Source organism: Pseudomonas sp. GW822-FHT06D10 (assembly GCF_058799535.1).
In genome coordinates, this window is sequence record NZ_JBXALN010000007.1 from 265,167 (window position 1) to 287,495 (window position 22,329).

The 22,329-nt window shown below is 65.5% G+C and carries 21 protein-coding genes; 10 read left to right on the forward strand and 11 right to left on the reverse strand.

The window, feature by feature from the left end; genetic code table 11:
* Positions 1–6: 6 nt before the first annotated feature.
* The 6 genes from nusB to nrdR form a co-directional block, all read right to left on the reverse strand.
* Positions 7–507 (reverse strand): transcription antitermination factor NusB, encoded by a 501-nt coding sequence (nusB, locus tag AC1RL5_RS23970; RefSeq protein WP_011063734.1) that lies wholly within the window; start codon positions 505–507, stop codon positions 7–9.
* On the reverse strand, positions 504–980 hold the full coding sequence (ribH, locus tag AC1RL5_RS23975) for a 6,7-dimethyl-8-ribityllumazine synthase (RefSeq protein WP_011063735.1): 477 nt from the start codon (positions 978–980) through the stop codon (positions 504–506). Before ribH ends, nusB begins: the two co-directional genes overlap by 4 nt.
* Before the next feature lie 91 nt (positions 981–1,071).
* The gene (gene ribBA / locus AC1RL5_RS23980) at positions 1,072–2,163 is read right to left on the reverse strand and encodes a bifunctional 3,4-dihydroxy-2-butanone-4-phosphate synthase/GTP cyclohydrolase II (RefSeq protein ID WP_011063736.1); all 1,092 of its coding nucleotides are present in this window, start codon (positions 2,161–2,163) and stop codon (positions 1,072–1,074) included.
* Positions 2,164–2,179: 16 nt separating this feature from the next.
* A complete protein-coding gene (locus AC1RL5_RS23985; RefSeq protein ID WP_011063737.1) occupies positions 2,180–2,842 on the reverse strand; it encodes a riboflavin synthase in 663 nt (220 codons plus the stop codon).
* Between the two features lie 47 nt (positions 2,843–2,889).
* The gene (ribD, locus tag AC1RL5_RS23990) at positions 2,890–4,023 is read right to left on the reverse strand and encodes a bifunctional diaminohydroxyphosphoribosylaminopyrimidine deaminase/5-amino-6-(5-phosphoribosylamino)uracil reductase RibD (protein WP_103408106.1); all 1,134 of its coding nucleotides are present in this window, start codon (positions 4,021–4,023) and stop codon (positions 2,890–2,892) included.
* Positions 4,020–4,484 carry a transcriptional regulator NrdR gene (nrdR, locus tag AC1RL5_RS23995; RefSeq protein WP_019095943.1) on the reverse strand — a complete coding sequence of 155 codons (465 nt, stop codon included), beginning with the start codon at positions 4,482–4,484 and terminating at the stop codon, positions 4,020–4,022. The genes ribD and nrdR overlap by 4 nt, the downstream gene beginning before the upstream one ends.
* Positions 4,485–4,613: 129 nt before the next feature.
* On the opposite strand from nrdR, the gene AC1RL5_RS24000 reads away from it, so the two are divergent.
* The 3 genes from AC1RL5_RS24000 to trxA all read left to right on the forward strand — a co-directional run bounded on the left by AC1RL5_RS24000 (position 4,614) and on the right by trxA (position 6,660).
* On the forward strand, positions 4,614–5,072 hold the full coding sequence (locus tag AC1RL5_RS24000) for a hypothetical protein (protein WP_011063740.1): 459 nt from the start codon (positions 4,614–4,616) through the stop codon (positions 5,070–5,072).
* Positions 5,069–5,725 (forward strand): class I SAM-dependent methyltransferase, encoded by a 657-nt coding sequence (locus AC1RL5_RS24005; RefSeq protein ID WP_053154128.1) that lies wholly within the window; start codon positions 5,069–5,071, stop codon positions 5,723–5,725. The genes AC1RL5_RS24000 and AC1RL5_RS24005 overlap by 4 nt, the downstream gene beginning before the upstream one ends.
* Before the next feature lie 62 nt (positions 5,726–5,787).
* Positions 5,788–6,660 carry a thioredoxin gene (gene trxA, locus AC1RL5_RS24010; protein WP_145714326.1) on the forward strand — a complete coding sequence of 291 codons (873 nt, stop codon included), beginning with the start codon at positions 5,788–5,790 and terminating at the stop codon, positions 6,658–6,660.
* 92 nt (positions 6,661–6,752) lie between these two features.
* Here trxA and AC1RL5_RS24015 read toward each other — a convergent pair whose 3' ends face one another.
* A complete protein-coding gene (locus AC1RL5_RS24015) occupies positions 6,753–7,094 on the reverse strand; it encodes a hypothetical protein (RefSeq protein ID WP_072452868.1) in 342 nt (113 codons plus the stop codon).
* Between the two features lie 134 nt (positions 7,095–7,228).
* On the opposite strand from AC1RL5_RS24015, the gene AC1RL5_RS24020 reads away from it, so the two are divergent.
* From AC1RL5_RS24020 to AC1RL5_RS24040, 5 genes are all read left to right on the forward strand, one after another.
* Entirely contained in the window at positions 7,229–7,834 is a 606-nt protein-coding gene (locus AC1RL5_RS24020) for a DUF2796 domain-containing protein (RefSeq protein ID WP_492590131.1), read from the forward strand.
* A 61-nt stretch (positions 7,835–7,895) separates the two neighbouring features.
* On the forward strand, positions 7,896–8,606 hold the full coding sequence (locus AC1RL5_RS24025) for an ABC transporter ATP-binding protein (protein WP_019093216.1): 711 nt from the start codon (positions 7,896–7,898) through the stop codon (positions 8,604–8,606).
* A gap of 1 nt (position 8,607) precedes the next feature.
* On the forward strand, positions 8,608–9,873 hold the full coding sequence (locus AC1RL5_RS24030) for an ABC transporter permease (protein ID WP_072452864.1): 1,266 nt from the start codon (positions 8,608–8,610) through the stop codon (positions 9,871–9,873).
* Positions 9,874–9,898: 25 nt separating this feature from the next.
* Positions 9,899–10,420, forward strand: a complete 522-nt coding sequence (locus AC1RL5_RS24035) for a DUF3299 domain-containing protein (protein ID WP_026019988.1) — start codon at positions 9,899–9,901, stop codon at positions 10,418–10,420.
* Positions 10,421–10,587: 167 nt separating this feature from the next.
* Complete coding sequence (locus tag AC1RL5_RS24040; RefSeq protein ID WP_072444882.1) at positions 10,588–11,286, forward strand: OmpW/AlkL family protein; 699 nt, start codon at positions 10,588–10,590, stop codon at positions 11,284–11,286.
* 58 nt (positions 11,287–11,344) lie between these two features.
* On the opposite strand, the gene AC1RL5_RS24045 is transcribed toward AC1RL5_RS24040, so the two are convergent.
* Together AC1RL5_RS24045 and AC1RL5_RS24050 are read right to left on the reverse strand one after the other, a co-directional pair.
* Entirely contained in the window at positions 11,345–12,274 is a 930-nt protein-coding gene (locus AC1RL5_RS24045) for an NAD-dependent epimerase/dehydratase family protein (RefSeq protein ID WP_072444880.1), read from the reverse strand.
* Complete coding sequence (locus AC1RL5_RS24050) at positions 12,267–13,151, reverse strand: sugar nucleotide-binding protein (RefSeq protein WP_036995925.1); 885 nt, start codon at positions 13,149–13,151, stop codon at positions 12,267–12,269. The genes AC1RL5_RS24045 and AC1RL5_RS24050 overlap by 8 nt, the downstream gene beginning before the upstream one ends.
* 190 nt (positions 13,152–13,341) lie before the next feature.
* Between AC1RL5_RS24050 and AC1RL5_RS24055 the strand changes: the two genes are divergently transcribed.
* Complete coding sequence (locus AC1RL5_RS24055) at positions 13,342–17,619, forward strand: DEAD/DEAH box helicase (RefSeq protein ID WP_492590133.1); 4,278 nt, start codon at positions 13,342–13,344, stop codon at positions 17,617–17,619.
* A 107-nt stretch (positions 17,620–17,726) separates the two neighbouring features.
* Here AC1RL5_RS24055 and AC1RL5_RS24060 read toward each other — a convergent pair whose 3' ends face one another.
* A complete protein-coding gene (locus AC1RL5_RS24060) occupies positions 17,727–19,832 on the reverse strand; it encodes a mechanosensitive ion channel family protein (RefSeq protein ID WP_072453040.1) in 2,106 nt (701 codons plus the stop codon).
* 212 nt (positions 19,833–20,044) lie between these two features.
* Here AC1RL5_RS24060 and AC1RL5_RS24065 point away from each other — a divergent pair, with 212 nt between their 5' ends.
* Positions 20,045–21,256, forward strand: coding sequence for an MFS transporter (locus AC1RL5_RS24065; protein ID WP_207239565.1), 1,212 nt, complete (start codon positions 20,045–20,047; stop codon positions 21,254–21,256).
* Between the two features lie 16 nt (positions 21,257–21,272).
* Here the strand turns inward: AC1RL5_RS24065 and AC1RL5_RS24070 are convergent, their stop codons facing one another.
* Positions 21,273–22,214, reverse strand: a complete 942-nt coding sequence (locus AC1RL5_RS24070; RefSeq protein ID WP_492590144.1) for a GlxA family transcriptional regulator — start codon at positions 22,212–22,214, stop codon at positions 21,273–21,275.
* Between the last annotated feature and the right edge of the window lie 115 nt (positions 22,215–22,329).

Consider the following 22,329-nt stretch of genomic DNA (forward strand, 5'->3'; position numbering starts at 1 on the left):
CGCGGTTCAGCGCTTGAACGCCTTCACTTCAGCTTCGCGCAGGCGTGGGGCCAGCTTGTCGAGTACGCCATTGACGAACTTGTGGCCATCGGTGGAACCGAAGACCTTGGCCAGTTCGATACCTTCGTTGATCACAACGCGGTACGGCACGTCGACGCGCTTGAGCAGTTCCCAGGTGGACAGGCGCAGAACCGCCAGCTCCACAGGGTCCAGCTCATCGATGGCCAGGTCCAGGCAAGGCACGAGCGCGGTGTCGATCTCGTTCTTGTTGGCCGGAACCCCGTGCAGGATCTCACGGAAGTAGGCGCCATCGATGTCAGTGAAATCGTTGTCGACCCGGAACTGCGCTTCGATCTCGTTCAGCGAATGCTTGGCCATGTGCCATTGGTACAGCGCCTGGGTCGCGAGCTGACGGGCTTCGCGACGCTTGGCGCTCTTGGATGGCTTGCCGGCATTGGCAGGCTTGGGATCGCGCGGGTTGAAACGATCGCTATCGTCGCTAATCACTTGGCCTCCAACTGCGCCAGCAGGCTGACCATTTCCAGGGCGGACAGGGCAGCTTCAGCACCTTTGTTGCCGGCCTTGGTGCCGGAACGCTCGATGGCTTGTTCGATCGAGTCAACGGTCAGCACGCCGAAGGCCACTGGCACGCCGAACTCCATGGACACCTGGGCCAGGCCCTTGGTGCACTCGCCAGCCACGTATTCGAAGTGCGGGGTACCGCCACGAATGACCGCGCCCAGGGCGACGATTGCCGCGAACTCACCCTTTTGTGCCACTTTCTGTGCAACCAACGGAATTTCGAAGGCGCCAGGAGCACGGATGATGGTGATGTCGCTTTCGCTCACGCCGTGGCGAACCAGGGCGTCAACCGCGCCGCTGACCAGGCTTTCGACGACGAAGCTGTTGAAACGGCCGACCACCAGGGCATAGCGGCCTTTAGGGGCGATGAAGGTACCTTCGATGGTCTTCAGGGTCATTCGACAAATCTCTTAAAGAGCCAGAGCGTGTCTAGTACACGCTCTTCAGTGATATTTGAACCGCGAATAGGCTGCCGGAAACAGGCGGCTTTTATTCGGAGGGCACGTATTCTACAACTTCCAGGTCGAAACCGGATATCGCATTAAACTTCATCGGCGCACTCATCAGGCGCATTTTGCGTACGCCCAGGTCGCGCAGGATCTGCGAACCGGCACCGACGATGCTATAGGTGGTGGGCTTCTTCGCCGGCTGGTGCTCCGCGGTTTCACGGATATGCGCCAGCAGCACGTCGCCATCCAGCGGGTGCCCGAGCAACAGCACCACGCCACTGCCGGCCTCGGCCACCGTGGCCATGGCCGCCCGCAGGCTCCAGCGGCCCGGTTGCTTGACCATCAGCAGGTCGCGCAGCGGATCCATGTTGTGCACCCGTACCAGGGTCGGCTCTTCAGCGCAGATCTCGCCCAGGGTCAGGGCCATGTGCACGTCGCCTTCCACGGAGTCACGATAGGTCACCAGGTTGAACTGGCCCAGTTCGCTATCCAGCGGCTGCTCGGCAATCCGCTGAACGGTACGTTCGTGGATCATCCGGTAGTGGATCAGGTCGGCAATGGTGCCGATCTTGATGTTGTGCTCGGCGGCGAAGGCTTCCAGTTCGGTGCGACGGGACATGGTGCCGTCGTCGTTCATCACTTCGCAGATCACCCCGCTGGGCTCGAAACCGGCCATGCGCGCCAGGTCGCAGGCGGCCTCGGTGTGGCCAGCGCGGGCCAGGGTGCCGCCGGGCTGGGCCATCAGCGGGAAGATGTGGCCCGGGCTGACGATGTCCTCGGCCTTGGCGTCCTTGGCAGCGGCGGCCTGCACGGTACGGGCGCGGTCAGCGGCGGAGATACCGGTGGTCACGCCTTCGGTGGCCTCGATGGAGACGGTGAACTTGGTGCCAAACCCCGAACCGTTGCGCGGCGCCATCAGCGGCAGCTTGAGCAGCTCGCAGCGCTCGCGGCTCATGGGCATGCAGATCAGGCCGCGGGCGTGCTTGGCCATGAAGTTGATGTGTTCGGCCTTGCAGCACTCGGCGGCCATGATCAGGTCGCCTTCGTTCTCGCGGTCTTCGTCATCCATGAGGATGACCATCTTGCCTTGGCGGATGTCTTCAACCAGTTCTTCGATGCTGTTGAGCGCCACTCGGCACCCCCTTGAGTCAGGATTTGAGATAGCCGTTAGCGGCCAGAAAACTTTCGGTAATGGTGCCGCCCGTGGCCTCGGCCGCCTTGTCGCCCAGCAGCAGGCGCTCCAGGTAGCGCGCCAGCAGGTCCACCTCAAGGTTGACCTGCCGACCCGGCCGGTAGTCGGCCATGATGGTTTCCGCCAGGGTATGGGGAACGATGGTCAGCTCGAACTCGGCGCCATTGACCGCGTTGACCGTCAGGCTGGTGCCGTCGACGGTGATCGAGCCTTTATGGGCGATGTACTTGGCCAGCTCTTTCGGTGCGCGGATGCGGAACTGGATGGCCCGGGCATTTTCTTCCCGCGCCACCACTTCACCGACGCCGTCGACATGGCCACTGACCAGGTGACCGCCCAGGCGGGTGGTCGGGGTCAGGGCTTTCTCCAGGTTCACCCGGCTGCCGGCCTTCAACTGATGAAAGGCGGTGCAGTCCAGGGTTTCACGGCTGACATCGGCCCAGAATCCATCGCCAGGCAGTTCAACAGCGGTCAGGCAGACGCCGTTCACCGCGATGCTGTCGCCCAGTTTGACGTCGGCCAGATCAAGCTTGCCGGTTTCTACATAGACCCGCACATCTCCGCCTTTTGGGGTCAATGCGCGAATGCTGCCGATGGATTCGATGATGCCGGTGAACATGGAGTCCTCCTCGAGAACAGGGCCGCCGGGTAGGCGAAAGTCGGGAATTATACGCTCGCTGGCGGGGCCGGGATGGCAGTGACTCGCCAGTCATCGCCCACCGCACGCATTTCTATGATCTTCAGCAATGGCGCCTGGCTCATCTGCGCCAGCGGCCAGTCCAGCAACGGCCGCGCAGAGGAACCGAGGAACTTGCCGGCGACGAATATCTGGTACTCGTCCACCAGGCCCTGCTGGGCAAAGGCCCCGGCCAGGCGTGGGCCGGCTTCCACCAACACTTCGTTGACCCCACGGGCCGCCAGCTCCAACAGCAGGCGACGCAGATCCACCTGGCCATCGGGGCCTGGAACAATCAGGCATTCCGGGCCGTTGGCGTATTGCTCTTCCACCGCCGCACAAGTGGCAACCAACGCTGGGCCGGCCTTGAAGAATGGCGCATCCAGAGGCACCCGCAGGCGGCCGTCGATCAGCACCCGCAGCGGCGGCCGGCTCATGGCCAGGGCGGTCTGCTCGGCATCCAGGCCCAGTTCGGCGGCGCGCACGGTCAGCCGCGCGTCGTCCGCCAGCACCGTGTCGGCGCCGGTCAGTACCACGCTGGACTCGGCCCGCAGGCGCTGCACTGCAGAGCGCGCCGCAGGGCCAGTGATCCACTGGCTCTCGCCACTGGCCATGGCGGTGCGGCCATCCAGGCTCATGGCCAGCTTGACCCGCACATAAGGCAGGCCGTGCTCCATGCGTTTCAGAAAGCCTTTATTGATCGCCCGCGCCTCGCCTTCCAGCACACCGTCAAGGGTATCGATGCCGGCCTGGGCCAGGCGCTGCAAGCCACGGCCGGCCACTTCCGGGTTGGGGTCCTGCATGGCCGCGACCACCCGTGCCACACCGGCATTCACCAGGGCGTCGGCGCAGGGCGGCGTACGCCCGTGATGGCTGCAGGGTTCGAGGGTCACATAGGCGGTGGCGCCACGGGCCAGTTCACCGGCCGCGCGCAGGGCATGCACCTCGGCATGGGGCTCGCCGGCCCGCACGTGCCAGCCCTCGCCCACCACCTGGCCGTCGCGCACGATGACGCAGCCGACACGCGGGTTGGGATGGGTGGAGTAGCGACCCTTGCGCGCCAGTTCCAGAGCACGGGCCATGTAGTGGGCGTCGAGGACCGCTTGCTCGGCAGGCTGGCTCATTGCTTGGCCGGCTCACGGGCGAGACGGTCGATCTCTTCGCGGAATTCGTTGAGGTCCTGGAAACGGCGATAGACCGAGGCGAAGCGGATGTAGGCGACTTCATCGAGCTTCTGCAGCTCGGTCATCACCAGCTCACCCACGACCAGCGACTTGACCTCGCGCTCGCCGGTGGCCCGCAGCTTGTGCTTGATGTGCACCAGCGCCGCCTCCAGACGCTCGACACTCACCGGGCGTTTTTCCAGGGCGCGCTGCATACCGGCGCGCAGTTTTTCTTCGTCGAAGGGCTGACGGCTGCCGTCAGTCTTGATCAGGCGCGGCATCACCAGTTCGGCGGTTTCGAAGGTGGTGAAACGTTCACCACAGGCCAGGCATTCACGCCGGCGGCGCACCTGTTCGCCCTCGGCGACCAGACGCGAGTCGATGACCTTGGTGTCGTTGGCACCGCAGAAGGGACAGTGCATGGTGGCAGGCAACAAAAAAAGGGAGGGCCATGGTAGCGCATCCCACTGGCAAGACAAGCCATAGCCTTTACGGTATACAGACCGACTATTATGTTTCGCACACGGAAATTCGCCTTGTTGGAGCTTCAGATGCCGCTCAGACCGCTCGTTCTGCTCAGTCTTGTCAGCCTGTTGGTCGCTTGCAGCAGCGATGCGCCAAAAACCGCGGCCCCCTCCACTTCACAGCAGCAGGCGGTGAAAAAAAATCAGGAACCGGCCGATCCAGGCCCCCTGCCGGCCTACCAGCGCGAGTTGAGCGGCACCCTCGAGGGCGTACCGGCCGGCGCCGATGTCGAGCTGGCCCTGCTGGTGATCGATGAGCGCGGCCGTCCGCAACGCCTGCTGGCCAGCAGCAACCTGAGCGGCACCAGCCAGGCCTTGCCGTTCCGCCTGCGCTTTGCCACCGAAGCCTTTCCGGCCGGAGCCCGGGTCGAACTGCGCGGCCGCGCCAGCCAGTCCGGCCAATTGATCCTGCACCTGCCGGCCCAACGCATCGACCAACCCACCAGCCAGGCCCTGGGCCAACTGCAATTTGTCAAAGCCCCATGAATGTCCCGCTCGACCTGCAAGCTGCCCTCAGCGAACTGCTGGGGGACGCGCGACTGGTAGCCTGCGAGCTGCCCGACACCACGCTGAAGCTCTGGCTGATCGACGCCGACAACATGGACCGCGCCTTCACCCCGGAAGAAACCCGGCGCATCCTCCACGAGCCGCCCTACTGGAGCTTCTGCTGGGCCAGCGGCCTGGCCCTGGCGCGCTACCTGGCCGAGCAGCCGCATTGGGTCGCGGGCAAGCGGGTGCTGGATTTCGGTGCCGGTTCCGGCGTGGCGGCGATTGCCGCGGCCAAGGCCGGGGCCCGGGAAGTGGTGGCCTGTGACCTTGACCCGCTGGCCATTGCCGCCTGCCGGGCGAATGCCCGACTCAATGGCGTCGAGCTGAGCTATTCCATGGATTTCTTCGCCGAGGCCGACCGCTTCGACCTGATCCTGGTGGCGGACGTGCTCTACGACCGGGCCAACCTGCCGCTGCTGGACCAGTTCCTCAGCCGTGGCCGCCAGGCCCTGGTGGCGGATTCCCGCGTACGGGACTTCCAGCACCCGCTCTATCAGCGCCTGGAAATGCTCAATGCCCTCACCCTGCCCGACCTGGCCGAACCCTGGGAATTTCGCAACGTGAGCCTCTATCACGCACAGCGGCGATAGCGATTTTCAGCCTCCCGGCCAGCCTTTATAGTGGTTCCATTCCCGCTTATTCGAGATACCCTATGAGTCAGGAAACGCCCTACATCTTCGACGCCCGCACCGCTGATTTCGACCAGTCGGTGATCGAGAACTCCTTTCACAAGCCGGTCCTGGTGGACTTCTGGGCCGAGTGGTGTGCGCCCTGCAAGGCGCTGATGCCGATGCTGCAGCAAATTGCCGAGAGCTATCAGGGCGAACTGCTGCTGGCCAAGGTCAACTGCGACATCGAGCAGGACATCGTCGCCCGCTTCGGCATCCGCAGCCTGCCCACCGTGGTGCTGTTCAAAGACGGCCAGCCCGTAGACGGCTTTGCCGGTGCGCAACCGGAATCCGCGGTGCGGGCCATGCTCGAACCCCATGTGCAGATGCCGCCACCACCGGCCGCCGACCCGCTGGAACAGGCCGAAGCCCTGTTTGCCGAAGGCCGTATCAGCGATGCCGAGGCCCTGCTCAAGGTGCTGCTGGGCGAAGACAACAGCAACGCCAAGGCGCTGATCCTCTACGCCCGCTGCCTGGCCGAGCGTGGCGAGCTGGGTGAAGCCCAGACCGTGCTCGACGCGGTCAAGAGCGATGAGCACAAGGCGGCCCTGGCCGGAGCCAAGGCGCAGATCACCTTCCTCAAGCAGGCCGCGGACCTGCCGGACGCCGCCGAGCTCAAGGCGCGCCTGGCCAAGGACCCGCAGGACGATGAAGCGCTGTACCAACTGGCGATCCAGCAACTGGCGCGCCAGCAATATGAAGCGGCGCTCGAAGCCCTGCTCAAGCTGTTCATGCGCAACCGCAGCTACAACGAAGGCATCGCCCACAAGACCCTGCTGCAAGTCTTCGACCTGCTGGGCAACGACCACCCCCTGGTGACCGCCTACCGCCGCAAGCTGTTCGCCGCCCTGTACTGAGCCGGAGGAGCTGGCTTGTGTAGGAGCTGGCTTGCCAGCGAAAGCGTTCTGACAGGCCGAACGCATTCGCCAGCAAGCGGGCTCCTGCAGGGTCATTGCACCCAGCTGTAGATCGGCGTATCGGCGCCGCTCACCACCTTGACCTCGGCGCAGTGGCGCAAGCGCACCAACAAGCGCTTGCCTGCCGCCGCGCTACCGGTCAGCCCTTCCAGTTGCTCCAGCAACTCCGGCCCGCTGAGCTGCCCGGCCTTGCGCAGCAACTCCTTGGTGGTCTGCCACAGGGCATCGTCCTGGCTGGCCGGCTTCGCCGCCACCGCGACGCTCTCGGGCTTGGCCGCCTGCAACTGCGCACCCAGTTGCGCCCAGTCGCCTTCGTCCAGTTCCAGGGTCAAATCCACCGGCCAGTCGCCGATGCTTCCACGAATCCGCAACATTGCTGTGCTCCTGAATTTTTCTGACGAGCATGCTCCCACGCGTCTTGCGCAACGCCAAGCGGCCGGTCAAACTCAGCGGCCAATTGTTATAAGATCACATAACATTTATTTCATCTTCGCTCCGGAGACTTGCTATGCGCCGTCTGCTACTCGCCCTGCCGTTCGCCCTGTTGCCGCTGGCCGCCGCCCAGGCCGCGCAAGCCCATGATCACGAGCATGAACATGGCAGCCTCGGCGCCCACGAACATGGAGTCGGCCGTTTGAACGCAGTGCTCGACGGCCAGACCCTGGAACTGGAGCTGGAGAGCCCGGCAATGAACCTGGTGGGCTTCGAACACGCTCCGAGCACCGACGCCGACAAGGCCAAGGTGGCTGCCGCCCGCACCCAGCTGGAACAGCCGCTGGTGCTGTTCAGCCTGCCCAAGGCAGCGGCGTGCGTGGTGGCCAAGCAGGAGCTGGAGAGCCCGCTGTTCGGCGACCAGCCCGATGCCGATGATCACGATGACGACCACGACGAAGATGCCAAGGATGCCGCTGGCCACGAGCATCACCATGAGCACAGCGAGATCCACGCCCACTACCATTTCACCTGCGCCAAGCCGGATGCCCTGAAGACCCTCGATCTGGGGCAGGTCTTCAAGACCTTCCCCGCCACCCAGAAAATTCAGGTACAACTCATTTCGCCGAATGGCCAGCAGGGCGTCGAAGCCAGCGCCACGGCGGCAACCCTGAAGTTCTGAGCGCCAACCCTGTAGCCGCTGCCTTCGGCGGCTACAACACTCATCCGATGATCGACCCGACATGACCCAAGCACTTATCGAACTGTCCAACCTGGGCTTCAACTGGCCCGGTCATCCACCGTTACTGGACATTCCGGACTTTCGCCTGGAAGTCGGCGAAACCCTGTTCCTCAAGGGCCCCAGCGGCAGCGGCAAGACCACCCTGCTGGGCCTGCTGGGCGGCGTGCAGAAACCCAACCAGGGCAGCATTCGCCTGCTGGGCCAGGAGCTGACCGAGCTTTCGGCCGGCGCCCGCGACCGCTTTCGCGTCGATCACACCGGCTACATCTTCCAGCAGTTCAACCTGCTGCCGTTTCTCTCGGTACGCGAGAATGTCGAGCTGCCCTGCCACTTCTCCAAGCTACGGGCCGGCCGCGCCGCACAGCGCCATGGCAGCGTCGACCAGGCCGCAGCCACCCTGCTGGCCCACCTGGGGCTGAAGGACCCAGAGCTGCTCGGCCGCCGCGCCGATTCGCTATCCATCGGCCAGCAGCAGCGGGTCGCTGCGGCCCGGGCGCTGATCGGCCAGCCGGAACTGGTGATTGCCGACGAACCGACTTCGGCGCTGGACCACGACGCCCGGGAAGCCTTCCTCCAATTGCTGTTCGCCGAATGCCGCGAAGCCGGGGCCAGCCTGCTGTTCGTCAGCCACGACCAGAGCCTGGCAGCGCTGTTCGATCGCAACCTGTCGCTGGCCGAACTCAATCGCGCCGCCAAGCCCGCAGAGGTCTGAGATGTATCTGTTCCGTCTAGCCATGGCCAGCCTGGCTAACCGTCGCTTCACCGCGATCCTCACCGCCTTCGCCATTGCCCTCTCGGTCTGCCTGCTGCTGGCGGTGGAGCGGGTGCGCACCGAAGCCCGGGCCAGTTTCGCCAGCACCATCAGCGGCACCGACCTGATCGTCGGCGCCCGTTCCGGCTCGGTGAACCTGCTGCTGTACTCGGTATTCCGCATCGGCAACGCCACCAACAACATCCGCTGGGACAGCTTCGAGCACTTCGCCAGCAACCCCAAGGTAAAGTGGGCGATCCCGATTTCCCTGGGCGACTCCCACCGCGGCTATCGGGTGATGGGCACCACTGACTCCTATTTCCAGCACTACCAGTACGGCCACCAGCAGAACCTGCAACTGGCGGTGGGCCGGGCCTTCGCCAGCGACCCCTTCGAAGTGGTGCTGGGGGCCGAAGTCGCCGATGCCTTGCACTACAAGCTGGGGGACAAGCTGGTACTGGCCCATGGCGTGGCGGCCATCAGCCTGGTCAAGCACGACGACAAGCCCTTCACCGTGGTCGGCATCCTCAAGCGCACCGGCACTCCGGTGGACCGCACCCTGCACATCAGCCTGGGCGGCATGGAGGCGATCCACATCGACTGGCACAACGGCGTGCCGGCCCGTGGCGAGGGGCGCATCAGCGCCGACCAGGCGCGCAACATGGACCTGACGCCCCAGGCCATCACCGCCTTCATGCTGGGCCTCAACAGCAAGATCTCGACCTTCGCCCTGCAACGGGAGATCAACGAATTCCGCGGCGAGCCGATGCTGGCGATCCTGCCCGGCGTGGCCCTGCAGGAACTCTGGAGCCTGATGGGCACCGCCGAGAAAGCCTTGTTCGTGGTGTCGCTGTTCGTGGTCCTGACCGGCCTGATCGGCATGCTCACGGCGATCCTCACCAGCCTCAATGAACGCCGACGGGAGATGGCCATCCTGCGCTCGGTGGGCGCGCGCCCCTGGCACATTGCGACCCTGCTGATCTTCGAAGCCTTCGCCCTGGCGCTGTTCGGGGTGCTGGCCGGGCTTGGCCTGCTGTACCTGGGCATCGCCCTGGCCCAGGGCTACGTGCAGTCGAATTACGGCCTGTACCTGCCACTGTCCTGGCCCAGCCAGTATGAGTGGACGCTGCTGGGCGGTATTCTGATCGCCGCGCTGCTGATGGGCAGCGTGCCGGCCTGGCGCGCCTACCGGCAATCCCTGGCCGATGGCCTGTCGATTCGTTTATGAGCCCTGGTTTATGAAGACCCAACGCTTGCTGCGCTCTCTGCTTGCCCTATCGCTGCTGTTCAGCTCACCGCTGTGGGCGGCGGGGGCTCCGAAGGACCTGACCTGGTCGGAAATGATCCCGCCGGACGCGCCGCCGGAAGTGCCGAACATGAAGCCGCTGCACGACCTGTCGCAGATGAGCGATGCGCTGTCCGCCGAATCGGCCCCCGCTGCCAAGCAAGACCTGCCCAATGCCCCGGTGGTGAAGAGCCTCGACGGCCAATCGGTGCGTCTGCCCGGCTACATCGTGCCCCTGGAAGTGAGCGAGGAAGGACGCACCACAGACTTCCTGCTGGTGCCCTACTTCGGCGCCTGCATCCACGTACCGCCACCGCCATCGAACCAGATCGTCCACGTCACCAGCGAAGTCGGGGTGAAACTCGATGAGCTGTACCAGCCGTACTGGATCGAAGGCGATATGCAGGTCAAGCCCTCCACCAGCGAGCTGGCGGATGCCGGCTACCAGATGGCGGCGCAGAAGATCTACGTCTACGAGTTGCCAGAGTAAAAGAGTGCGGGCGGGCGATGCCCGGGGAACGTCAAAAGAGTGCGGGGCAAAAGAATAGTTCACCCCGCCAACCGGGGTTTGCCATTTCATTGAGCTGAGTCAAGGCGGTCAACTTGACGATCCTTACCATTGGACATAGCCAATCTGAATCGTCCTTTGGAGCTCCCATGCACAAGTCTCTGCTTAGCGCCTCCCTGATCGCGCTCGCACTCGCCGCCCCGATTGCCAACGCCCACGAAGCCGGTGACATCATCGTTCGTGCCGGTGCGATTACCGTCAATCCAAAAGCCAACAGCTCCGACGTCAAAGTCGATCGCGGTCCTCTGGCCGGCACCAACCTCGGCGGCAAGGCGACCATGAGCAGCGACACTCAGCTGGGCTTGAACTTCGCCTACATGCTGACCAACAACATCGGTATCGAACTGCTGGCCGCCACCCCGTTCGAACACGATGTGAAGATCAAGAACACTGCCCTGGCTCCGGCCAACGGCAAGCTCGGCACCCTCAAGCACCTGCCGCCAACCCTGAGCGTGGTGTACTACCCGTTGGATAACAAATCGGCGTTCCAGCCCTATGTCGGTGCCGGTATCAACTACACCTGGATCTACGACGAGCACGTCGGCAGCCGCGCCCAGACCGCCGGTTTCGACAACTTCCGCGCCAAGAACTCCTGGGGCCTGGCCTGGCAGGTCGGCGCCGACTACATGCTGACCGACAACATCATGATCAACGCCCAAGTGCGTTACATCGATATCGACACCCGCGCCTATGTGGACAACAACGGTGTGGCTCCAGGCACCCGTGCCAAGGTCAATGTCGACGTCGACCCGATGGTCTACATGGTTGGCCTGGGCTACAAGTTCTAAGCCCGCCAGACATGAAAAAGGCGCCTTGCAGGCGCCTTTTTCATGTCCGCAATTTCATTCAGCGGCCCATCAGGCGAGCCAGGCCAACACTCATCGGCGTGGGTTCGGGGAAGGTAAAACGCTGCAGCAGTCGCTGATTGCCGGCACGGGAGTGACGAATATCACCGGCACGGGCCGGGCCGTAGCTGATGGGAGGCAAGGCACCCACCACCTCGGCCAGGGCCGCAAGCATCTGCTTGAGGGTCGTGGCCTGGTTCAAGCCAACGTTGACCGCTCCCACTTCCAACTGCGGCGCCTCGATGGCCTGCACCAGCACCTGAACCAGATCGCCGACGTAGACGAAATCCCGGGTCTGCTCGCCATCGCCGAACACGGTGATCGGCAAGCCTTGCTGGGCGCGTTCGCTGAAGATGCTGATCACTCCGGAATAGGGCGAAGACGGATCCTGGCGCGGGCCGAAGATGTTGAAGAAGCGAAAGATCGCCGGTTCCAGCCCGTGCTGGCGCCGGTAGAAATCCAGGTAGTACTCGCTGGCCAGCTTGTCCGAGGCATAAGGGGTCAGCGGCGCCTTGGCCGTGTCCTCGTCGATGGACTGGCCTTCCCCGTTGTTGCCATACACCGCGGCGCTGGAAGCGAACAGCACTCGCTTGACGCCGTGCTCACGCATGGCCTCACAGACATTCAGGGTGCCGATGAAATTGCTCTGGTGGGTCTGCACCGGGTCGTCCACCGAGGCCTGCACCGAAGCCACCGCTGCCAGGTGCGCCACAGCGCAGCAGCCTTGCATGGCCTGGCTGACCAGCGACGCATCGGCCACATTGCCTTCGATCAGCTCGACTCGCGGATCAGCCAGCGGCAGATTGCTCGGTTTGCCGGTGGACAAGTCGTCCAGCACCCGCACCGCGTAGCCCTTGGCGAGCAGGGCATCGGCCAGGTGCGAGCCAATGAAACCGGCACCGCCGGTGATCAATACGAGGCCCTCAGCCATGACGATAAAACCTATCCAGTAAAGCCGGGAGCGCGGCACGCCAGGCGCGCGGCTTGATCCCGAAGGTATGAAGGATTTTCTTGCAGGCCAGTACTGCGTGCTGCGGTTCCTCGGCGGCATCGGCGCTGGCGGCATGGGCCTGGGCGGTCGGCGCCTCGATGGCCAGCGGGTGCAATTGCCGGGCTTCGGTCAGCACCGCCTGCCCCAGGGCCAGGGGCGTGGTGGCTTCCTGGCCGGCGTAGTGGTAAGTGCCCCAAAGCGGCGCGGCGCAATCGAGCTGCTTGAGCACCGAGATGATCACCCGCGCGGCATCGTCCACCGGGGTCGGATTACCCCGCCGGTCGTCGGCCATCAACAGTTCGTCCGGGGATTCGGCCCGGGCCAGGAAACGCCCGAGAATGCCGTCCGGGCTGTCATCCAGCAGCCAGCCGAAACGCAGCAGCACGTGCTGCGGGCAGGTAGCGCGAACGCTTTGCTCGATCCGCCACAGAGCCTGGCCGCGCAGGCCCAGGGGCACCGGCTCGTCCTTTTCGCTGTAGGCAGTCGCCCGGGAGCCGTCGAACACCCGATAGCTCGAAGGCTGCAAGAGGATGATGTTGTGATGCTGGCACAGCTCTGCCAGACGCTCGACCGCCCGTTCCTGGCCGCTCAAGCGCGCCTCGCTCACGCTCTCCGCCTGAAACCAGTCGAAGTAGTAAGCCAGGTTGATCAAGGCATCCGGGCGGGTGTCGTCGAGCAGTTGCGTAAGGCTCGCGGCATCCCAGCCGTCTTGCGGCGGACGGGGGGCGAGGAAACCGATGTCTTCCTCCGCACCCAGGCGAATCAGCGCCTGCCCAAGGGCATTTCCGCCGCCCAGTAACATAAGGCGCATTCGCATAGAGTCAGCAGGCCCAGTCTGTTCAGAACGATGGTTGGAGTCGGCCAGTCTCGTGGGGCTGGCCGTCGATAATTGCCGGAATCGTTGCATTTTGCGGGTTTGTGGCGCAAGCGTCACTCAGAAAGTGTCGAGGCCCCCATGGAATCAACGGCGCTTGCAAGTTGCCGGGTGCGGCCGCATAAATCCATCCATGAACCTTGCCCAATCCGTGAATCCGGTGCTGGACGGCTTCCACCCCGCTGTCAGCGCCTGGTTCAAGCATACCTTTGCCGCTGTGACCCCGGCCCAGGCCCGCGCCTGGCCGCTGATCGCCCAGCGCCGCTCGACCCTGATCGCCGCGCCCACCGGCTCCGGCAAGACCCTGACCGCCTTTCTCGCGGTGATCGATGACCTGGTGCGCCAGGGGCTGGCCGGCGGTGGCCAGCTGCCGGACGCCACCCTGGTGGTGTATGTGTCGCCACTCAAGGCCTTGAGCAATGACATTCAGATCAACCTGCAGCAGCCACTGGCGGGCATCACCGAGCAACTGCGCCGCATGGGCCTGCCGGAACTGTCCATCAGCACCGCGGTGCGCACCGGCGATACCCCGCAGAAAGACCGCAACGCCATGCGCAAGAGCGCGCCGCAGATCCTCGTCACCACCCCGGAATCCCTCTACGTGCTGCTGGGCTCGGATTCCGGCCGCAGGATGCTGGCCAGCACCCGCAGTGTGATCATCGACGAAATCCACGCCCTGGCCGGCAGCAAGCGCGGCAGCCACCTGGCCCTGAGCCTGGAACGCTTGCAGGCCTTGTGCGCCGCCCCCTTGCTGCGCATCGGCCTGTCCGCCACGCAGAAGCCCATCGAAGCCGTGTCGCGCTTTCTGGTGGGCCACGGCCGCCCTTGCGAAATCGTCGATATCGGCCACGCCCGCCCCCGGGACCTGGACATCGAAGTGCCGCCGGTGCCGCTGTCGGCGGTCATGGCCAATGACGTCTGGGAGCTGGTGTACGAGCGCCTCGCCAACCTGGCCAGGGAACACCGCACCACGCTGATATTCGTCAACACCCGGCGCCAGGCCGAGCGCCTGGCCCGCCACCTCAGCGAGCGCCTGGGCAAGCAGGCGGTGGCCGCGCACCACGGCAGCCTGGCCAAGGAGCAGCGCCTGGAAGCCGAGCAGCGGCTCAAGGCCGGCGACCTGCAAGTGCTGATCGCTACCGCTTCCCTGGAGCTGGGGATCGATATCGGTGATGTCGACCTGGTGTGCCAGATCGGCTCGCCACGCTCGATCTCGGCCTTTCTGCAGCGGGTCGGCCGCTCCGGCCACCAGGTGGGCGGCACGCCCAAGGGCCGGTTGTTCGCCCTGACCCGCGACGACCTGATCGAATGCGCCGCCCTGCTCGACTGCGTGCGCCGGGGCGAACTGGACACTCTACTGATCCCCCATGCCCCCCTGGATGTGCTGGCCCAGCAGATCGTCGCTGAAGTCAGCTGCCAGGAGTGGTCGGAAGCCGCGCTGCTGGACATGCTGCGCCAGGCCGCGCCCTACGCCGACCTGGATCAGGCCCACTACCAGGCGCTGTTGCAGATGCTCGCCGAGGGCTTCAACGGGCGCCAGGGCCTGCGCAGCGCCTACCTGCACCGCGACGCCCTGGCCCGCACCCTGCGCGGGCGCCGAGGCGCCCAACTGACCGCTCTGACCAGCGGCGGGACCATCCCCGACAACGCCGACTACAGCGTGCTGCTGGAGCCCCAGGGGCTGAACATTGGCAGCGTCAACGAAGACTTCGCCGTGGAAAGCATTGCCGGCGACGTGTTCCAGCTGGGCAACACCTCCTATCGCATCCTGCGGGTGGAAACCGGCAAGGTGCGGGTCGAGGATGCCCAGGGCCAGCCGCCGAACATTCCCTTCTGGCTCGGCGAAGCCCCCGGGCGCAGCGCCGAACTCTCCGGTGCCGTGGCGCGCCTGCTGGCCCAACTCGACGAGTTGCTCGGCGCCACGCCCGGCCAGTTGCAAGCGGCCATCCACTGGTTGCACCACGAACTGGGCCTGAACCTGGCCAGCGCCGAGCAACTGGTGGATTACCTGGCACCGGCGCGCCTGGCCCTGGGCGCGCTGCCGTCCCAGGACACGCTGATCATGGAGCGCTTCTTCGACGAGTCCGGCGGCACCCAACTGGTGATCCACAGCCCCTTCGGCAGCCGCATCAACCGCGCCTGGGGCCTGGCCCTGCGCAAGCGTTTCTGCCGCACCTTCAATTTCGAATTGCAGGCGGCCGCCAGCGAGGACGCGATCGTCCTTTCCCTGTCCACCAGCCACAGCTTCGCCCTGGACGAGGTCTGGCGTTACCTGCACAGCAACAGCGCCGAACACATCCTGGTCCAGGCGCTGCTGGACGCACCGCTGTTCGGCGTGCGCTGGCGCTGGAACGCCGGAGTGGCGCTGGCCCTGCCGCGCTACAGCGGCGGGCGCAAAGTGCCGCCGCAGATCCAGCGGATGAAAAGCGAAGACCTGATCGCCAGCGTGTTTCCCGACCAGATCGCCTGCCTGGAAAACCTGGCCGGCGAGCGCGAGATTCCCGACCATCCGCTGGTGGAGCAGACCCTCGACGACTGCCTGCACGAAGCCATGGACAGCGAAGGCTGGTTGAACCTGCTGCGGCGCATGGAACAGGGCCAGGTGCGCCTGCTCAGCCGCGAACTGCCGGCGCCCTCGCCCCTGGCGGCGGAAATCCTCAGCGCCAAGCCCTACACCTTTCTCGATGACGCGCCCCTGGAGGAACGCCGTACCCAGGCGGTGCTGGCCCGGCGCTGGAGCGACCCGCAAGCCACCGACGACCTGGGCGCCCTGGATGCCGAAGCGATTGCCGCGGTGGCCGCCGAAGCCTGGCCAGCCCCGGCCAGTGCCGATGAAATGCACGAAGCGCTGATGAGCCTGGCCTGTATCAGCGAAGCCGAGGCACAGGCCAACCTCCACTGGCCCGAGTGGCTGCAAGCCCTTTCCAGCCAGGGCCGCGCCTGCCGCTTGCAGGCCGGCCCGGGCGGCGGCTTGTGGCTGGCCCTGGAGCGCATCTGCTGTCTGCGGGCGCTGTACCCTCAGGCCGCCTCGCAACCCGCGCTGCAACCGGTGCCCGGTTTCGACCAGGCCTGGGAGGAACAGCCGGCCCTGGTGGAGCTGATTCGCGCCCGCCTCAGCGGCTTCGCTCCCCTGACCCTGGCGCAGATCGCCGCCCCCCTGGGCCTGCCCGCTACCAGCATCCACCAGGCGCTGATCCAGCTGGAGAGCGAAGGTTATGTGCTGCGGGGGCGCTTCAGCCCTGGCGGCGATGAAGAACAATGGTGCGAACGTCACCTGCTGGCGCGGATCCACCGCTACACGGTGAAGCGCCTGCGCCGGGAAATCGAACCGGTGGCCTTGCAGGATTTCATGCGCTTTCTGTTCGACTGGCAGCACCTCTCCCCGGGTACCCAGGGCCAGGGCAGTGCCATGCTGGCCGAGGTGGTCGCGCAGTTCGAAGGCTACCCCGCAGCGGCCTCGGCCTGGGACAGCGACCTGCTGCCGGCGCGCCTGAAGGATTACTCCGCCAGTTGGCTGGATGACCTGTGCCGCAGCGGCAAGGTGGCCTGGAGCCGGATCAACAGCAGCGGCAAGATCGCCGGCAGCGCCCTGCGCAGCACCCCCATCGTGTTGCTGCCCCGGGCCCGCGTGGCGCTCTGGAACGCCCTGACCTGCCCCATCGACAGCAGTGACTTGTCACCCAAGGCCCGGAAGGTTCACGCCGTACTGAGCCAGCTGGGCGCACTGTTTTTCGATGAACTGCTGCAGGAAGCCCACCTGCTGCGCAGCGAACTGGAAACCGTGCTGCAGGAACTGGTAGGCGCCGGATGGGTGAACGCCGACAGCTTCGCCGGGCTGCGGGCCCTGATCACCCCGGCCAGCAAGCGCCAGAACCGCAGCAGCCGACGGGGTCGCGGCGCCTTCGTCGGAGGAATGGACGACGCGGGGCGCTGGGCCTTGTTGCGCCGCGCCGCCAGCGAGGATAGCGCCGCCACCCTGGAGCACGTGGCCATGACCCTGCTACGCCGCTATGGCGTGGTGTTCTGGCGCCTGCTGGAGCGCGAGGCCGACTGGCTGCCCAACTGGCGTGATTTGCTGCGTACCTTCCATCGCCTCGAAGCCCGCGGAGAAATTCGCGGCGGGCGCTTCGTCAGCGGCCTGGCCGGCGAGCAGTTCGCCCTGCCGGAAGCCATCCCGCTACTGCGCGAAGTGCGCCGCCGGCCCCATGACGGCAGCCTGATCGCGGTGTGCGGCGTCGACCCGCTGAACCTTGCCGGGACCCTGCTGCCCGGGCCCAAGGTCCCGGCCCTGAGCGGCAACCGCCTGGTGTTCCGCGACGGCCTGCCGGCGGCCGCCGACATCGGCGGCACCCAGCACCTGTGGCTGGAGCTGGAACCCCAGGCCCTGCGCAACAAGCTCATCCGGCACTGACCTCCCCCCGAAGGAGCCGGCTGCCGGCGAAAGGGCCCGAAGCCCTGAGCCACATCCAGCTGCCTTTACGCTGGCAAGCCAGCTCCTGCATGGCCGTCGTTGCGCAATCATTGCGGGCGGGGGGATTCGGGGAGTAGCAGCGCCGAGTCGTCCTGTTCCGGTTCGTCTTCATGCACCCGCCGCGCCGGTAACACCACCGGCTGTGGATAAGTCTGGGCGAAATGCACCCAGGGGCAGTTATCCACAAGCTTTTTCAGACGCTGGTTGAAGGCCCGGCTCACCGCGTACTGGCCGCCGGACACCGTGCGGAACTGGGCCGTCAGCACCACACCGTTGAGGTCCATCTTGTCCACCCCGAACACGTCCAGGCCGCCTTGCAGGTTGTAACGCAGGAAGCTGTCCTCGCTGATGGAGCGCCCGGCTTCGCGGATCAGTTCGATGGCCTTGTCGACGTCGGTGTCGTAGGTGAACTGCACCGAGAAGAAGGCATAGGCGAACTGCCGCGACTGGTTGGTGACCGCCTTGATCTGGCCGAACGGCACCGAATGCACGAAACCCTTGCCGTCGCGCAGGCGCAGGGTGCGGATGGTCAGGCCCTCGACGGTGCCGGCATGCCCGGAGTCGAGCACCACCCAGTCACCAATGGACAGGGTGTCTTCGATGATGATGAACAGGCCGGTGATCACGTCCTGCACCAGTTGCTGGGAACCGAAGCCGATGGCCAGGCCTACCACCCCGGCACCGGCCAGCAGCGGCGCGACGTTGATCCCCAGGTTGGCCATGGTGGTGATCGCGCAGATCACCACCAGGATGATTTTGATCGCATTGCGCAGCAGCGGCAGGATGGTCTTGACCCGGGTACTGGGCTGACGCGCCGAACGCTTGTTGGCCGGTGGCTTGAGGGCCTCCTGGATCGCCGTGTCGAGCACCACCCACAGCAGCCAGGTCACCAGGAAGATCAGGCCGATGCTGCTCAGGGAGTCGCTGATGGCCCGGCCCACGGTATTGCGCTGGGCGAACTCGAACAGCGAGATCCCCCAGATGCGCCCGAGGATCTCGATGAAGGCGATGGCCATGACGATCCGCAGCAGGGCGTGCAACAGGCTCAGGAAACGCTCCTTGTAGGCGCTGCTGCGCTGAATCGTCTGGGCGCTACGGGACTTGAACAGGTGCTGCAGCACGGTGCTGAGGAACACCGTGGCGATCAGCAGCACCGTGGTCAGCAAGGCGCAGCGCAGGGCCTGCTGGCTGTCCTCGCCGGCACCGATCAGGCTCACCGCCGAGACCAGCACCATCAGCAGGATCGGCCAGTACCAGAGCCCGGAAAAGATCCGCAGCGACTCCTGCAACGCCGGCTGTTTCAGACGCTGGGCCAGGGAGCGGTTGCGGATCAGGTGCGCCACCGGCCGGCGCAGGCGGATCACCAGCACCGCGAAGATCAGCGAGGCCAGCAGGCCGGTGAACACCGCCACGCTGCTGGTGATATTGCCCCCCAACTGGCGGGCGATCTGCGGGCTGGTGAGGGCATCGCTGAGAGCCGCAAGGAAACCGATCAGAAACAGCGGTTTCGGGCAGTAGCCACGGATGATCCGCACCGCGGGCCGCTTGTGCCCGACGTTGAACATCACGATCAGGCACAACAGCACCGAGGTCGAGACGATGCCGCTGCTGGTGGCATAGGCCAGGCACAGGGCCAGCGCCCGCCCCACCGAACCGTTCAGGGAATGGCTGACGTAAAGCGTCAGCGGCAGGCAGACCAAGGCCGGCAAGGTGTAAGGCAGCAGGTATTCCAACAGGCCCTGGCCTCGGGGCCGGGCTTGCAGCCAGGGCCGCTGGCTCAGCCGCCGTACCAGCAGCCCGGCCAGCACCGTGAGCAGGGCGAAGCCGCCCAGCCAGGTGCCGGACAAGGTGAGGAAATCCCCGGCCACGCTCCAGCCCGAACGGTCCGAGGGTTGGTTCACCAGGCGCCCCACTTCGTCCGCCGCGCGGTCGGCCCGCAGGCGCCAGGCGTCGATCAGGTTTTCATTGAGGTCGAGCTTGTCCTGGACATCGTCGATGCTTGAACTGATGGCGCCCAGCAGCCCCCCTTCCACCAGCAGTTCCGGCTTGGCCGGGGCCGCCGCCGGGGCTGTTGCGGCAGTGGCGGCGCAGAGCTCGCTGCTGCCCAGAACGAGCAGCATCCCGAGCAAGATCGCGGTCTTGAAATTCAACACAACGCAGGGCTCCTTCAGCAGGGTCTGTAAGGAACTGATCAGCAAACGCCCGGCAAGTTCGCTTCAGTTGCCCCGGGGCCGGCGCGCCGGTGAACGACGGGCTCCGGGATCCTTGACCCACAGGCAAATATCTTGTGCCGATAGGGCTATTTTTCCGCACGAGTCAAACCCGGACACTGCGCGCCAATCCCACTTTCACCGGAGTTGCAGTGATGCCCATTGCCCTGCTCGCGCTAACCCTCAGCGCATTCGCCATCGGCACGACCGAGTTCGTTATCGTTGGCCTGCTACCCACCATAGGTACCGACCTCGGGGTCAGCCTGCCGTCCGCCGGGCTGCTGGTCAGCCTCTACGCTCTGGGCGTGGCGATTGGCGCCCCGGTGCTCACCGCCCTCAGCGGCAAGGTGCCGCGCAAGCTGTTGCTGCTGTCGCTGATGGTGCTGTTCACCCTTGGCAACCTGCTGGCCTGGAAGGCACCCGGGTATGAATCCCTGGTGCTGGCACGGATTGTCACGGGCCTGGCCCACGGGGTGTTCTTCTCCATCGGCTCGACCATCGCCACCAGCCTGGTGCCCAAGGAAAAAGCCGCCAGCGCGATCGCCATCATGTTCACCGGGCTCACCGTGGCCCTGGTCACAGGCGTACCCCTGGGCACCTTTATCGGCCAGCATCTGGGCTGGCGCGAAACCTTCCTCGCAGTGTCCGCCCTGGGGGTGATCGCCTTTATCGGCAGCCTGCTGTTCGTGCCGAAGAACATTACCCACCGCCCGCCGGCGTCGCTGCTGCAACAACTGCAGGTGCTCAAGCAGCCGCGCCTGCTGCTGGTGTACGCCATGACCGCGGTGGGCTACGGCGGCTCGTTCATCGCCTTCACCTTCCTGGCGCCGATCCTCCAGGACATTTCCGGCTTCAACGCCGGCACCGTGAGCCTGGTGTTGCTGGTGTACGGCGTGTCGGTGGCGGTGGGCAATATCTGGGGCGGCAAATTGGCGGACCGACGCGGACCGATCGGCGCGCTGAAGATCATCTTCGCCCTGCTCGCCGCGGTGCTGCTGATGCTCAGTCTCACCGCCGGCAACCCATGGCTGGCGCTGCTGACCGTGCTGCTGTGGGGCGCGGTGGCGTTTGGCAACGTACCGGGGCTGCAGGTCTATGTGGTACGTCAGGCCGAGCACTACACACCCCAGGCGGTGGACGTGGCGTCCGGCCTGAACATTGCCGCCTTCAACCTGGGGATTGCCGGTGGAGCCTGGCTGGGGGGCTTGATCGTCGCTCACCTGGGGCTGATCCACACCGCCTGGATCGGCGCGCTGGTGGTGCTGGTGGCCCTGGCCCTGACCGTCTTGAGCGGCCACCTGGATCGCCGCAACCCGCTAGCGTTCGCGCCGACCGGCGGCAGCGCCCGGGCAGTGGCCGGCCACTGAACAGGCCGCAGCCGGGTTACGGTACCCGGCTTGCAGCCGTAGAGGTGGCACCGAAGCGATTGCGGTATTCGCTGGGCGCCAGCCCGGTGATTTTCCGGAACAGGCTGCGAAAGGTGGCAGGGTCCTGATAACCCACGGTCCAGGCGATGTGATCGATGCTGCCGTTGGTGAACTCCAGCAGTTCCCGGGCCTTGCCCACCCGCAGGTGCTGACAGTACTGGGTCGGCTTGAGGCCGGTGGCCGCCCGGAAGCGCCGCAGCAAGGTGCGCGGCTCAAGCCCCGCCTGCTGCGCCATCACCGGCAGCGAAACATCCACCGCGCCATTGGCCTGCAGCCAGTGCTGGAGCTTGAGAATCGCCCCGTCGCCGTGGCTGAGGATCGGCGCGAAATTGCTGCCGCACTGGCTCGCGCTGGCACTGTGTTCCATCACCAGAAAGCGCGCCGTGGCACTGGCGATGCTCGGCCCCAGCAAGCGGTTCACCAGGCGCAGACCAAGCTCGGCCCAGGCCATCAGCCCGGCGCTGGTGATCAGGTCGCCGTCATCGACAATGGGTTTGTCCGCTTCCAGGCGCACCTGTGGGTAACGCTCGGCGAAGGCCTGGGCCGAGGTCCAGTGGGTGGTGGCGCTGCGGCCATCGAGCAGGCCGCTTTCGGCCAGCAGGATCGAGCCCACACAGACCCCGCCCAGGGTGGCTCCAGCGGCGTGTTGCTGGCGCAGCCAGTCCATCAGGGCGGCAGATGACTGATGGCTTGAGAAGCCCGCCAGCGAAGGCGGGATCAACACCGCCAGCAAGGCCCCGGGGGCTTCGGCCAGGCTGTCGTGGACCCGCACCGGAGGCCGTTCGCCGCTGGCCTGCCAGTGGCTGACGCGCAACCGCGGCAACTGCGCCTGCGGCTGTTCGCCGGCAATCCGGTTGGCCACCTCGAACAAGTCGCTCAGGCCATGTACCGCCGCCATCTGCACACCGGGATAGAGCAGTACCCCCAATTCGGCGTGCGTGCCTTGAATACCCACTGTCAGTTTTCCCCCGGTTAATGTCGGTGCGGCCAATCCTCGAAGGAACGACCGGTGA

Excerpts from the sequence above, each read along its gene's own strand:
- ribH (WP_011063735.1), bottom strand. The coding sequence starts at position 980 with ATGACCCTGAAGACCATCGAAGGTACCTTCATCGCCCCTAAAGGCCGC.
- AC1RL5_RS23985 (WP_011063737.1), bottom strand. The coding sequence starts at position 2,842 with ATGTTCACCGGCATCATCGAATCCATCGGCAGCATTCGCGCATTGACC.
- ribD (WP_103408106.1), bottom strand. The coding sequence starts at position 4,023 with ATGAGCCAGCCTGCCGAGCAAGCGGTCCTCGACGCCCACTACATGGCC.
- nrdR (WP_019095943.1), bottom strand. The coding sequence starts at position 4,484 with ATGCACTGTCCCTTCTGCGGTGCCAACGACACCAAGGTCATCGACTCG.
- AC1RL5_RS24000 (WP_011063740.1), top strand. The coding sequence starts at position 4,614 with ATGCCGCTCAGACCGCTCGTTCTGCTCAGTCTTGTCAGCCTGTTGGTC.
- AC1RL5_RS24005 (WP_053154128.1), top strand. The coding sequence starts at position 5,069 with ATGAATGTCCCGCTCGACCTGCAAGCTGCCCTCAGCGAACTGCTGGGG.
- trxA (WP_145714326.1), top strand. The coding sequence starts at position 5,788 with ATGAGTCAGGAAACGCCCTACATCTTCGACGCCCGCACCGCTGATTTC.
- AC1RL5_RS24015 (WP_072452868.1), bottom strand. The coding sequence starts at position 7,094 with ATGTTGCGGATTCGTGGAAGCATCGGCGACTGGCCGGTGGATTTGACC.
- AC1RL5_RS24020 (WP_492590131.1), top strand. The coding sequence starts at position 7,229 with ATGCGCCGTCTGCTACTCGCCCTGCCGTTCGCCCTGTTGCCGCTGGCC.
- AC1RL5_RS24025 (WP_019093216.1), top strand. The coding sequence starts at position 7,896 with ATGACCCAAGCACTTATCGAACTGTCCAACCTGGGCTTCAACTGGCCC.
- AC1RL5_RS24030 (WP_072452864.1), top strand. The coding sequence starts at position 8,608 with ATGTATCTGTTCCGTCTAGCCATGGCCAGCCTGGCTAACCGTCGCTTC.
- AC1RL5_RS24040 (WP_072444882.1), top strand. The coding sequence starts at position 10,588 with ATGCACAAGTCTCTGCTTAGCGCCTCCCTGATCGCGCTCGCACTCGCC.
- AC1RL5_RS24045 (WP_072444880.1), bottom strand. The coding sequence starts at position 12,274 with ATGGCTGAGGGCCTCGTATTGATCACCGGCGGTGCCGGTTTCATTGGC.
- AC1RL5_RS24050 (WP_036995925.1), bottom strand. The coding sequence starts at position 13,151 with ATGCGAATGCGCCTTATGTTACTGGGCGGCGGAAATGCCCTTGGGCAG.
- AC1RL5_RS24055 (WP_492590133.1), top strand. The coding sequence starts at position 13,342 with ATGAACCTTGCCCAATCCGTGAATCCGGTGCTGGACGGCTTCCACCCC.
- AC1RL5_RS24065 (WP_207239565.1), top strand. The coding sequence starts at position 20,045 with ATGCCCATTGCCCTGCTCGCGCTAACCCTCAGCGCATTCGCCATCGGC.
- AC1RL5_RS24070 (WP_492590144.1), bottom strand. The coding sequence starts at position 22,214 with ATGGCGGCGGTACATGGCCTGAGCGACTTGTTCGAGGTGGCCAACCGG.